Below are 12,693 nucleotides of genomic sequence, written 5' to 3'. Positions count from 1 at the left end.
TTCAGCAGCGCGCCTGGCGCAGCGCGGCCAGCCGATCGCCCGGGGCGTCGACGGCGGCACGCCATTCCTGATTGCAGTCCTCCATGCGCGGGTGTCGCACGGATAGGTCGCAGGCAGCAGACCCGACAACTGCAACGAAATGAGCAGCAGAGGTCAGCAATGACGGCACAGAAAGCAGCCTCTGCCATGATTAGACGTCCTGATGCAGCGCTTGCCGGCGCTGGGGCCTGAACGTCGACGCTCACAACTCGGGCCTAAATCCGAGCGGTACCGCGGGCGGTCAGGTTTGCCGATTTCCTGTCGTTATCCCGATGCTGCCCTACCTTCATGCGTTCTTCACGCAGCGGACCGGACGGCGCCCATCCACTTCGATTCCGGGATTGCCGCATGACCGCCTTACTTCAACGTTATTCCGTCGGTCGCCGTCTCGGCGCCGCCTTCGGCCTGCTGATCGTGCTTTCCGGCTTGCTGGTCGCGACCGGGCTGAGCTCGATGGCCAGCGCCAGGAAGCAGCTGGATTTCATCGTGCTGGATCGTATGGCCAAGATCCAGATGGGCAATGGGAGCTGGACGCCAACTCGTCGATCATGATCGCCTTGAGCACCTACGCCATGGCCACCAGCGAAGCGCTCAACACGCAGGCGTTGGAAGCGATCAAGGCGCAACGCCTGCGCTACAAGGAACTGCGCGAAAAGCTCGATACGCTGCCCACCTCGGAAGAAGGCCGCAAGATTCGCAAGGAAATGGATGCGCAGCGCCTGATTTCCGGCAAGATCAATGATGAGGTCATGGCACTGGCGGCCAAAGACGAAAACGCAGCCGCGCAGGCACTGCTCAACGAGACGGGGCGTCAGGCCAACGCCGCATGGCAGGACAAGATCCGCCAGCTGGTCAGCCGGCAGGAAGAGCAGAGCCAGCAAGCTTACACCGACGCTGTGCAGTCGCTGACCCGCGCCAAGTGGCTGTTGTTTATCGGCGGCGTGGCCGTGGTCACCATCAGCGCCCTGCTCGCCTGGCTGATCACCCGCAGCCTCACCCACCCGCTCGCCCGCGCCACCAAGGCCGCCGAAGCCATTGCCAAGGGCCAACTGGACAACCAGGTGCAGTCCGACGCGCAAGATGAAACCGGTCGCCTGCTACGTGCCATGAGCGGCATGCAGACGCAGTTGCAGTCGTTGCTGCACGCGCAGACCGACATGGCCAAGCGCCATGACCAAGGACAGACCAGCTTCCGAATCGACGCCGATGCGTTCCCCGGCGAGTACGGCCGCATGGCACAGGACACCAACGCGCTGGTTGCCTCGCATCTTGAGGTGCAGACCACGCTCGCCCGCATCATGGGACGCTATGCCATTGGCGACCTGAGCGTGAGCATGGACGCATTGCCCGGCGAAAAAGCCGTGCTTACGCAGACCATGGACGAGGTCAAGGCCAACCTGTCGGCGATGAACGCGGAAATCAAGCAACTTGCGCAGTCCGCCGCCAATGGCGACTTCAGCGCGCGTGGCGATGCCGGCCGCTTCCAGTACGACTTCCACATCATGGTCGACAGCCTCAACCAGTTGATGTCCACCGCGGACGGCAACCTGCAGTCGCTGTCCTCGCTGCTGCGATCCATCGCTGCAGGCGACCTGACCGCACGCATGAGCGGCGATTTCAAGGGCGTGTTCGCGCAGATGCGCGACGATGCCAATGCCACCGCCACGCAGCTGGCCGAAATCGTCGGGCGCATCCAGCACTCGGCGGTGTCGATCAACGCGGCCGCCAGTGAAATCGCCGCCGGCAATCAGGATTTGTCGCAGCGCACCGAACAGCAGGCTGCCAATCTGGAAGAAACCGCAGCGTCGATGGAAGAACTCACTTCCACCGTGCGCCAGAATGCCGAGCACGCCCGCCAAGCCAATCAACTGGCGATCGGCGCTGCCAGCGTCGCCTCGCAAGGTGGCGACGTCGTCAGCAAGGTCGTCGGCACCATGAGCGGTATCGAGGCCTCGTCCAAGAAGATCGCCGACATCATCAGCGTCATCGACGGCATCTCGTTCCAGACCAACATCCTGGCGCTCAACGCCGCGGTGGAAGCGGCGCGCGCCGGCGAACAGGGCCGCGGCTTTGCCGTGGTGGCCAGCGAAGTGCGAACGCTGGCGCAGCGCTCCACCGCGGCCGCCAAGGAGATCAAGAGCCTGATCGACGATTCGGTACAGCGGGTGGCAGAAGGTTCCACCTTGGTGCACACCGCCGGCACCACCATGGCGGAAATCGTTGCCAGCGTGCAGCGCGTCACCGACATCATGGGCGAGATCTCCGCGGCTTCGCAGGAACAGTCGGCGGGCATCGAACAGGTCAACCTCACCGTCACCCAGATGGACGAAACCACCCAGCAAAACGCCGCGCTGGTGGAAGAAGCCACTGCTGCCGCACGTTCGATGGAAGAACAGGCCGGCGAACTCACCCAGGCGGTGTCGATCTTCAAGATCCAAGCCGACCGGCCGGCCGCCATCCGCCCAGTTGCGCCCGCCGTGCTGCAGCCCAAAAGCAGGCCAGCGGCCCCGCCCAAGCGCGAGCTCGCCATGGCCGCGGTCAAGCGTCCTGCCAGGCAGGCGGCAGTGGCAAGCGTCTCAAGCAACAGTGCCGACTGGCAGGAGTTCTGAGCCGGCAGACATTCCAACCACAACTGCCCTGACGATTGCGCAATCGTCGGTTGCGCGTGGCGAGTGTCGGGGATGAGATAGACCACGCACTCCCGCACCACGGTCTTTGCGCACCCTCCCCGTCCGGCCGATCGCCATTCGGGGAATGTGCTCACCGCTTTCGATAACAAATGGTTAGACCATGAGGCCGGCTACGCAAGTCGCCGGCCTTGCATGTCGCCAGTAAGGCCGGCCCGGGATGTACGCCAAGATGTGCCAGGCAGCGCATCCGCAAATCGAGACGGGGTCGACATGGCCCGCCCTCGCCACGAGGAAACGGACATCGAACACGTCACGGTTTGTCCGATATCAGACCTCTGATGCGTCCAATAGGCGCACCCGCGCTGACTGACCCACCCCAGAAAAACCGTGCCAACGTAAAGTAGAGACTTCGCCTCGCATGGGCCCCGTGGATCACGAGGAATCAGGCGATGAAGAAGTCGCATTTTACCGAAGAGCAGATCGCGTACGCGCTCAAGCAGGTCGAGCTGGGGATGGCGGTTGGCGAGGTGTGCCGCAAGATGGGCATCGCGGAGGCGACGTTCTATGTGTGGCGCAAGAAATACGGTGGGCTTGGCCCCTCTGAGCTGAAGCGCCTGCGTGTGCTGGAAGAGGAAAACCGCAAGCTCAAGCAGCTGGTTGCCGACCTGAGCCTGGACAAGGCGATGCTCCAGGAGGTGGTCACAAAAAAACTCTGAGGGCGCCCCAGAAGCGCAGCTGGGTTGCCCGCTTGAGGGAGCGCTTCGGCGTGAGCGAACGACGCGCATTGCGGATCGTGGCGATGTCGCGCTCGGCGTTTTCGTACAAGGCCAAGGCGCGCGACTGCAGCGCCATCCGCTTGCGGATGCGCGAGATCACGCAGACGCGCATCCACTATGGCTGCGAACGCGTGGCGGTGATGCTGCGGCGCGAAGGCTGGCGGGACAACCACAAGCGGGTGCATCGCATCTACAAGGAAGAAGGCCTGTCGTTGCGGCATTGCTGCCCGCGACGTAGTCGCAGTAGTCGTCGCCGGCAACCGATCAAGGTGGCCACGGCGCCCAACACGCTGTGGGGCATGGACTTCGTCAGTGACGCGCTGTTCGATGGCCGTCGCTTCCGGCTGCTGCCGGTGCTGGACCACTTCACGCATGAGTGCCTGGATATCTTCGTGGATCAGTCCTTGGGCGCTGACGATGTCGCCGACGCAGTGGCGCGGCTGGTCGTTCAACGAGGCAAGCCGGAAGCGATCAAAGTGGATAACGGCAGTGAGTTTGCCGGCAAGGTGATGGACCGCTGGGCCTATGAGAACGGCGTAGGGCTGGACTTTTCCCGACGTGGCACGCCAACGGACAACGCGATGGTGGAAAGCTTCAACAGCCGGCTGCGACAGGAGTGTCTGAACGAGCATTGGTTCTTGTCCCTAGCCGATGCACGGAGCGAAATCGAAGCGTGGCGGCGCTTCTATAACGAGGAGCGGCCCCACAGTGCACTGGCATGGAAAACCCCTGCGGAATTGGCCCGAGAACACGGCGACGTCCCCCCGCCCTGAGTAGCGGCCAGGTTTAGAGTCCGGGGTTGATGATAGCGGCGTTGGCCAACTGTTGGGCATACGCGGAGGGCGTCATGCCGCCAATTGCTTTCTTGGGTCGCTCCTCGTTGTATTCGCGGCGCCAGGAGCGTGTGCAGAATTTTGTGTAACCGTGGTTTGGGTTACCGCTGAGGAAGTCGCCCCTCGAACTGGATCGTAAAGCGGTTCAGCGCAGCCTTCCAGTCGCGGATCGGCAGCGTCCATTTCTTGGTGATGTTGCGCAGAGCCAGGTAGAACAGTTTCATCAAGGCTTCGTCGCTGGGGAACGCGCCGCGGTTCTTGGTCAGCTTGCGCAGGCTCATGTTGACCGACTCGATGGCGTTGGTCGTATAGATCACCTTGCGGATCTCCGGTGGGTAGTCGAAGAACGGGATCAGTCGTGACCAATTGCGCCGCCATGACTGGCTGATGGGCGGGTACTGGGCGTCCCACTTGGCCTCGAACTCGGTCAGTGCCTGCTCGGCCTCCTCGACGGTGGCGCAGGCGTAAATGCGCTTGAGATCGGCGGCAACCTCGGCGCGGCGTTTCCACGAGACGTAGTTCAGGCTGTGCCGCACCATGTGCACGATGCACAGCTGCACGGTGGTCTGCGGGAACACCGCCTCGATCGCCTCGGGAAACCCCTTCAGGCCATCGACGCAGGCAATGAAGATGTCCTGCACCCCGCGGTTGCGTAGCTCCGTCACGACTTGCAGCCAAAACTTGGCACCCTCGGCCTGCGCCAGCCATAGGCCCAGCACTTCCTTCTCGCCGCCCATGGTGATGCCGATGGCCAGGTACACCGCCTTGACCCGCACCGCGCCCTCGCGCACTTTGACGTGGATGCAGTCCAGATAGACGATCGGATAGACCGGATCCAGTGGCCGCGCCTGCCACGCCTTGACCTCCTCGACGACCGCATCGGTGACTGAGGAAATCAGACTCGGCGACACCTCGGTGCCGTACATCTCCTCCAGGTGCGACTGGATCTCGCGCACGGTCATGCCGCGCGCGTACAACGACAAGATCTTGTCATCGAAGCCGGCCCAGCGGGTCTGGTGCTTGGGGATCAGCTGTGGCGCGAAGCTGCCGTGGCGATCACGCGGAATCTCGATCGGCAGCTCGCCGAACTCGCCCTTGAGCGTCTTGCGGCTGCGTCCGTTGCGCGTGTTGCCGGCCGCGTTGGCGACCGGCTCATGCTTGTCATGACCGAGGTGTTCGGTCATCTCCGCGTCCAGCGCCCGCTCCACCAACCGCTTGGTCAGCTGCTTGAGCAGGCCGTTCTCGCCGATCAGATCCTCGGGTTTGGTGTAGTTGACCAACAGGCTGCTAAGCAGCTCGTCGGGTACCTCATGTGTGCGTGGGCTCATGGTGTCTCCGGGTTAGGTGGCAGTCTCCTGCCTGTGGCCCGGTTACACAAAATCTAGGACACGCCCGGCGCCAGCGCTCGATCTCGGTGCGTGCATGCAGCAGTGTCGGGAACCAGTGTTCGTTGAGGCATTCGTCGCGCAGGCGGCCGTTAAACGATTCAACGTAGGCGTTCTGATTCGGCTTGCCGGGTTGGATGAGTCGCAACTGCACGCCACGCGCATGCGCCCAGGCCACCATCGCCTTGCCGCAAAACTCCTTGCCGTTGTCCGTGCGGATCACCTGCGGCAAGCCGCGGCGGATGGCGAGCCGATTCAGCACACGCGTCACGCCATGGCCCGCTATTGCGCGCTCCACCTCGATGGCGACCGCTTCGTGCGTGGCGTCGTCCACGATCACCAGACACTTGATCACCCGACCGTCGGCAGTGCGGTCGAACACGAAGTCCATCGACCATACCTGGTTGGCCTGCGATGGCCGCAGCAGCGGCTGACGCTCGCCTACCGGGACTTTCTTGCGCTTGCGGCGGCGGACTTGCAGCTGCTGCTCGCGGTACAACCGCTCCACACGCTTGTAGTTCACGATGCGGCCTTCCTGTCGCAGTTTGAGATAGATCATGCCCACGCCATAACGGCGATGGCGATGCGCCAACGCACCGATGCGCTCGCGCAGCTCAACGTTGCGATCTTCGCGTGGGCAGTAGCGCAGCGCGCTGGCGCTCATGCCGATCGCTGCCAAGGCGCGGCGCTCGCTGGCACCGCACCCCATCCACTCGCGCACCAGCGCACGACGCGCCGGCGCGCTCACCACTTTTTTCGCAGCGCATCCTTGATCAGATCGTTCTCAAACAGCTGCTCGGCCAGCAACTTCTTCAGCCGCGCGTTCTCCGTTTCAAGGTCTTTGAGCCGCTTGGCATCGGGCACGCTCATCCCGCCGAACTTGCTGCGCCACAGGTAGTAAGAGGCCTCGCTGAAGCCATGGCGCCGGCACAGGTCCTTGATCGCCACGCCCGCTTCGGCTTCGCGCAGGAAGCCAATGATCTGTTCTTCGGAAAAGCGCTTCTTCACGTCCAATCTCCTCGGGGTAGGGAATTGGACTCCAAACTGCGGTGCTACTCAAAATCGGGGGGACGTCGTTGGCGTCGTATTGATACTCAAACGAAGCGACATTGTTGTCCCGCACCTGCTGGGGCATCTGACGCCCATTGAGCACGAGCGAGTGGCTCACACCATTGCCATAGGTGAACTGCCGCGCCGCTCCATTGGGGTAGTAGCCAATACCCGATGCGTAGACGTTCCCAAATTGATCGCGCACATCGGTCGGCTGACCAAGAGCATTTGGCGCATAGTTGATTGACAGCCCGGTGGGATAGGCCTGACTTGCAAGCGCTCCATTCCCGTCATAGCCGTAGCCGATGGACCAGGTATACCAACCGGTTTGACCAGACGATTCGGATGTCAGCATCCGACGTTTGTTGTAGTTATAGGCATTGACGACAGACGAGCCACCGGCATCGTTCCATGTCGTGACCTGTGCAGGCAGTCCGTCCGGCGTGTAGGACCAATCCTGATTGCCATTCTTGTCAGGGAACCGCAGGGTCTTGAGGCGATTGCGAGTGTCGTAGGTGCGCACCACCTGGCGGCCACTGGCAGCAGCGGCTTCCAGGTCGCAGCTGGTCGTGCTGGGGAGGTCAAGGCCGCTGGCCGACCATGCCAGATTGCCAGCCGCGTCGTAGGCCATGACGGTCGACCCGCTCTCGGGCTCAATCACTTTGCACAGCTGCTGGTTCGCATCGTAGACGTAGCTACGTGCCGCCAGGCCAACGCCATGCTCCACCGGTGGCGGCGCCACCACCTGCACGACCTGGTTGCTGGATTCATTACCGAAATCACCGCTACCATCGCGCATTCGCCAACGCAGGTTGTAACCGCCCGCACCAAGGGGGGCGCGGAGGCTAAAGTTGAAGTCCACACTTCCGCCAGGCGGAACATCGGATGGCAGGCCCACTTCGCCTGGCGACCATCCTCGCGCATCGCCAACCAACACAGCCCGATATCCCTGCCCCTGGCGCCAGGTGACATTTCCCGTGTTCGTGAACCGCACGGACCCGGTGACAGAACGTCCGGTTGGCAGCTGGGCAGGCATGTTCTGAGACACGAAAGCAGCATTACGCTGCATAGCAGGAATCGAGAGTGCACCCGACCCATCAATGAGGGAGTTGTCCCGACCGACCGGAGAAATGCCGTGGATATAGAACGGCTTGCCGCCTTGGCTTCGGATCAGGTCTTCGGTAACTGGAATTGAGAAGCGGTAGTTGCTCCCTGACGATGAGCAGGCGCTGGCGACGCCGGGTTCGCTGGCAAGGTTTGCACTGGCGATGGCCGCAATCGTGCCGCTACCAGCGGGCCCGCCCGCATACATATGGACGTCAATCGATCGGCGTAGTCCTGCAGAACACGCCCAGCCGACAATCGCCTTGTTGTCCTGGATACCCTCGATCCGCCCTTTGATCACCGATGCAGGCACGGCGACTGCGCCCGACCCGGAAAGGGTGTCGTTTGAGGCTCCTACCGGAGACAGGCCATGGATATAAATGGCCTTACCGCCGTTCTGGATGATGAAGTTCTCATCAAGGGGGTATGAGAATCGGTAGTTGCTGCCCGAAGCACTACAAGCGCTAGCGATGCCGGCATCGCTTGGCAATGTCGCTGCCGTGGCCCCCGCGAAGGTTCCAGAACCAGCGGAACCGCCCAGATACATATGCACATCGACCGAGCGGTTCAAATACGTTGAACACGCCCAGCCAGAGATTGAACTGTAGTTGACGCTGTCGATGTTCCCTTTGATGAGCGACGGAAGGACCTGCACGGTCTGGGATCCAAACCCACCGAACGACGCTTTCCCGTCCTGAAGCATCCGCCATACGAACTGATACTGACCGGGCGTCGTTGGAGCGGTAACGCTAAAGTTAAAGGTCACTTTGCTGTCGATCGAGACAGCACTAGGCAGCTGGACTCGGTCTAGCCCCCAGGGACTCGCAACACTAGGAGTTCCCGCGTATCCCAGTTTGATACGCCCAGGGTTTCCTAGACATCTCATGGCCATGGAAAATAGTCGATTCGGAGATGTCTATGAGCAGCAAGCGGTATACGGATGAGTTCAAGATCGAGGCGGTCCGGCAAGTGACGGATCGTGGGTTCAAGGTGGCAGACGTCGCCGAGCGGCTGGGTGTCACGACGCACAGCCTGTACGCCTGGCTGCGCAAGTTCGGCAAGCCCGGCGTGGTACAGCGCGCCGAGGTGGACCAGAGCGCCGAGGTTCGGCGGCTGAAGGCAGAGTTGCGTCGAGTGACCGAGGAGCGCGACATCCTAAAAAAGGCCGCCGCGTACTTTGCCAAGGGGTAAAGGCAAAGTACGCCTTCATGCAAGCCCACTGCGGGGAGTTCAGGGTGTGTGCGATGTGCCGGGTGTTGCGGGTGAACCGGGCTGGATACTACGCGTGGCTAAAGTCGCCGGACAGTGAGCGCGCCAAGGAAGACGAACGCCTGCTGGGGCTGATCAAGCACCACTGGCTGGCCAGCGGCAGTGTGTATGGGCATCGCAAGATCGCCAAGGATCTACGCGATCTGGGTGAGCGTTGCAGTCGCCATCGGGTGCATCGATTGATGCGCGCCGAGGGATTGCGTGCCCAGGTGGGCTATGGTCGCAAACCGCGCTTCCATGGAGGGATGCAGTGCAAGGCGGCGGCCAACCTGCTTGACCGACAGTTCGACGTGACCGAGCCGGACACGGCCTGGGCGAGCGATTTCACCTTCATCCGCACGCACGAAGGCTGGATGTACCTGGCTGTGGTGATCGATCTGTTTTCCAGGCAGGTCGTCGGCTGGGCGATGCGCGATCGGGCCGACACCGAGTTGGTCGTGCAGGCCTTGTTGTCTGCGGTGTGGCGGCGCAAACCCAATGCTGGTTGCTTGGTTCACTCAGACCAAGGGTCGGTCTACACCAGCGATGACTGGCAGAGTTTCCTGGCGTCCCATGGCTTGGTGTGCAGCATGAGTCGGCGTGGCAACTGCCACGACAACGCACCCGTGGAGAGCTTCTTCGGCCTGCTCAAACGCGAGCGGATCAGGCGACGAATCTATCCCACCAAGGACGCCGCACGCGCCGAGGTATTCGACTACATCGAGATGTTCTACAACCCCAACCGCCGCCACGGTTCAACTGGTGACCTGTCCCCTGTAGAGTTTGAACGACGCTACGCGCAACGAGGGTCTTGAGTGTCTACGGAACCCTGGGCGTATCAAGGGTCGTCGCAATCGCCGTGCAACAAGGCATCGCGAATCGTCGAAATCGGCTCTGATTGACCGCCACATCCCGGAAGAACATTTCTTGCAAAGCACTGATACAAAAGAAAAAACCAAGAACGCCAGTGGGGCTGTAGAGCACACACCCCTCATGAAGCAATTCTTCGCAGCCAAATCGGACTACCCCGATCTGCTGCTGTTCTTCCGCATGGGCGATTTCTACGAGCTGTTCTACGACGACGCGCGCAAGGCCGCGCGGCTGCTCGACATCACCCTGACCCAGCGCGGCAGCTCCGGCGGTGCGCCGATTCCCATGGCCGGGGTGCCGGTGCATGCGTATGAAGGCTATCTGGCGCGCTTGGTGGCACTGGGCGAGTCGGTGGCGATCTGCGAGCAGATCGGCGACCCGGCGCTGGCCAAGGGGCTGGTCGAGCGCAAGGTGGTGCGCATCGTCACGCCTGGCACGGTCACCGACGAGGCGCTGCTGGACGAACGTCGCGACACCTTGTTGATGGCGATCTCGCGCAGCAAGCAGGGCTACGGCCTGGCCTGGGCCGATCTGGCCGGCGGGCGCTTCCTGGTCAACGAAGTGGACAGCGCCGATGCGTTGGAAGCGGAAATCGCACGCCTGGAACCGGCCGAGCTGCTGGTGCCCGACGAAGACAACTGGCCGGACTTCCTGCGCGGGCGCATCGGCGTGCGGCGCCGGCCGCCGTGGCTGTTCGATGCCGACAGCGGACGCCGACAGCTGCTGGCGTTTTTCAAATTGCACGATCTGTCGGGCTTCGGCATCGACGACAAACCTTGCGCCACGGCTGCCGCCGGCGCGCTGCTGGGCTATGTCGAAGAGACCCAGAAACAGCGCTTGCCGCACCTGACCTCGATCGCGATGGAGGTGGCCAGCGAGGCCATCTCGATGAACGCGGCCACGCGCCGGCATCTGGAGCTGGATACGCGCGTCGATGGCGATACCCGCAACACCTTGCTCGGCGTACTGGACAGCACCGTCACGCCGATGGGCGGGCGTCTGCTCCGGCGCTGGCTGCACCGTCCGCTGCGCCTGCGCGATGTGCTGGTGCAGCGCCACCATGCGGTTGGCACGTTGATCGATGCAGGTGCCGATGCCGATCTGCGCGAAGCCTTCCGTGCGCTCGGCGATCTGGAACGCATCCTGACCCGCGTGGCGTTGCGCTCGGCGCGACCGCGCGATTTCTCCACCTTGCGCGATGGCCTGGCGCTGTTGCCGAAGGTGCGCGCAATCCTGGCGCCGTTGGATTCGCCACGCCTGCGGACGCTGCATGCCGAACTCGGCGAGCACGATGCCACCGCGCATCTGTTGATCAGCGCAGTGGCCGAGATCCCGCCGCTCAAGCTCAGCGACGGCGGCGTCATCGCCACCGGCTACGACGCCGACCTGGACGAGCTGCGTCGTTTGTCCACCAATGCCGATCAATTCTTGATCGACCTGGAACAACGCGAGCGCGCCAGCAGCGGCATCGCCACGCTCAAGGTCGGCTACAACCGCGTGCACGGCTACTACATCGAGATCAGCAAGGGCCAGGCGGACAAAGCCCCGTTGCACTACAGCCGCCGGCAGACGTTGACCAACGCCGAGCGCTACATCACCGAAGAACTCAAGAGCTTCGAAGACAAGGTGCTGTCGGCACGCGAGCGTTCGCTATCGCGTGAAAAACTGCTGTACGAAGGCCTGCTCGATGCGCTTGGCACCGAGCTGGAAGGTCTCAAGCGCTGCGCAGGTGCACTCAGCGAACTGGATGTGTTGGCCGGCTTTGCCGAACGCGCGCAGGCGCTGGATTGGTCGCAACCGGAGCTCGATGACGCGCCGTGCCTGCGCATCGAACGCGGCCGTCACCCGGTCGTGGAGGCGGTACGCGAGCAACCATTCGAACCCAACGATCTGGACCTGCACGGCGATCGCCGCATGCTGGTGATCACCGGCCCGAACATGGGCGGTAAATCGACCTATATGCGGCAGAACGCGCTGATCGTGTTGTTGGCGCATATCGGCAGCTACGTGCCGGCCAGCCGTGCGGTGATCGGGCCGATCGACCGCATCCTCACCCGCATCGGCGCCGGCGACGACCTGGCGCGCGGGCAGTCCACCTTCATGGTGGAAATGGCTGAAACCAGCTACATCCTGCATCACGCCACCCCGCAATCGCTGGTGCTGATGGACGAGATCGGCCGCGGTACCTCCACCTACGATGGCCTGGCACTGGCCGATGCCGTCGCACGCCATCTGGCGCAGACCAATCGCTGCTACACGCTGTTTGCCACGCATTATTTCGAGCTCACCGCGCTGGCCGACCAATCGCATGCCGGCGGCGCCAGTGGCATCGCCAACGTGCATCTGGACGCAGTCGAACACGGCGAGCGCCTGGTATTCATGCACGCAGTGAAAGATGGCCCGGCCAATCGCAGTTTCGGCCTGCAGGTGGCCGCGCTGGCCGGCCTGCCCAAGGCGGCGGTGACGCAGGCGCGCCGACGCTTGGTGGAACTGGAACAACGCGGCGGCGAAAGCCACAGCGCGCAGATGGCGCCCACCGCGCTGGATGCGCCGCAACAGTTCGGGCTGTTCACCGCCCCCTCCTCCGCTGCACAGGAAGCCTTGCAGGCGCTGGATCCGGATGAGCTCACCCCCAAGCAGGCGCTGGAGGCGTTGTATCGGTTGAAGGCGTTGCTTTGAGGGGTCGGGATTGGGGAATCGGGAATCGGGAATCGGGAATCGTAGGAGCGTAGCTGCGCGACTTTCGCTTGCTGCGCGT

At 62.8% G+C, this 12,693-nt stretch carries 5 protein-coding genes and 4 pseudogenes; 5 read left to right on the top strand and 4 right to left on the bottom strand.

Features of this window, described 5'->3' with window-relative positions:
* The first annotated feature begins 387 nt into the window (after positions 1 to 387).
* Both ACCQ00_RS06750 and ACCQ00_RS06745 read left to right on the top strand, forming a co-directional pair.
* A pseudogene (locus ACCQ00_RS06750) lies at positions 388 to 2,648 on the top strand (methyl-accepting chemotaxis protein).
* Between the two features lie 470 nt (positions 2,649 to 3,118).
* Positions 3,119 to 4,218 (top strand): IS3 family transposase gene (locus tag ACCQ00_RS06745; RefSeq protein WP_372354089.1). Its coding sequence is split into 2 segments (ribosomal slippage): positions 3,119 to 3,380 and positions 3,380 to 4,218, totalling 1,101 coding nucleotides; the frame shifts between segments, so codons are not numbered across the junction.
* 13 nt (positions 4,219 to 4,231) lie between these two features.
* Here ACCQ00_RS06745 and ACCQ00_RS06740 read toward each other — a convergent pair.
* From ACCQ00_RS06740 to ACCQ00_RS06725, 4 genes and pseudogenes are all read right to left on the bottom strand, one after another.
* Positions 4,232 to 4,342 (bottom strand): annotated as a pseudogene (locus tag ACCQ00_RS06740) (hypothetical protein); the annotation flags it as partial.
* Positions 4,343 to 4,379: 37 nt separating this feature from the next.
* Positions 4,380 to 5,606, bottom strand: a complete 1,227-nt coding sequence (locus tag ACCQ00_RS06735) for an IS256-like element ISXax1 family transposase (protein ID WP_011345585.1) — start codon at positions 5,604 to 5,606, stop codon at positions 4,380 to 4,382.
* Positions 5,607 to 5,670: 64 nt separating this feature from the next.
* A pseudogene (locus ACCQ00_RS06730) lies at positions 5,671 to 6,611 on the bottom strand (IS3 family transposase); the annotation flags it as partial.
* Positions 6,496 to 8,583: a hypothetical protein gene (locus tag ACCQ00_RS06725; protein WP_343124839.1), complete on the bottom strand. Its 2,088-nt coding sequence runs from the start codon at positions 8,581 to 8,583 to the stop codon at positions 6,496 to 6,498. The pseudogene ACCQ00_RS06730 and the gene ACCQ00_RS06725, both read right to left, overlap by 116 nt.
* 146 nt (positions 8,584 to 8,729) lie before the next feature.
* Here ACCQ00_RS06725 and ACCQ00_RS06720 point away from each other — a divergent pair.
* The 3 genes and pseudogenes from ACCQ00_RS06720 to mutS all read left to right on the top strand — a co-directional run.
* Positions 8,730 to 8,885 (top strand): annotated as a pseudogene (locus ACCQ00_RS06720) (transposase); the annotation flags it as partial.
* A complete protein-coding gene (locus tag ACCQ00_RS06715; protein WP_236493351.1) occupies positions 8,858 to 9,880 on the top strand; it encodes an IS3 family transposase in 1,023 nt (340 codons plus the stop codon). The pseudogene ACCQ00_RS06720 and the gene ACCQ00_RS06715, both read left to right, overlap by 28 nt.
* Before the next feature lie 178 nt (positions 9,881 to 10,058).
* Positions 10,059 to 12,614, top strand: coding sequence for a DNA mismatch repair protein MutS (gene mutS, locus ACCQ00_RS06710; protein WP_369908157.1), 2,556 nt, complete (start codon positions 10,059 to 10,061; stop codon positions 12,612 to 12,614).
* Positions 12,615 to 12,693 lie beyond the last annotated feature (79 nt).

The organism is Xanthomonas sp. NCPPB 3761, assembly GCF_041475705.2.
Taxonomy (GTDB): domain Bacteria; phylum Pseudomonadota; class Gammaproteobacteria; order Xanthomonadales; family Xanthomonadaceae; genus Xanthomonas; species Xanthomonas phaseoli.
The sequence above is the reverse complement of the archived record's forward strand: the minus strand, read 5'-3'. Positions and strand labels throughout refer to the sequence as shown.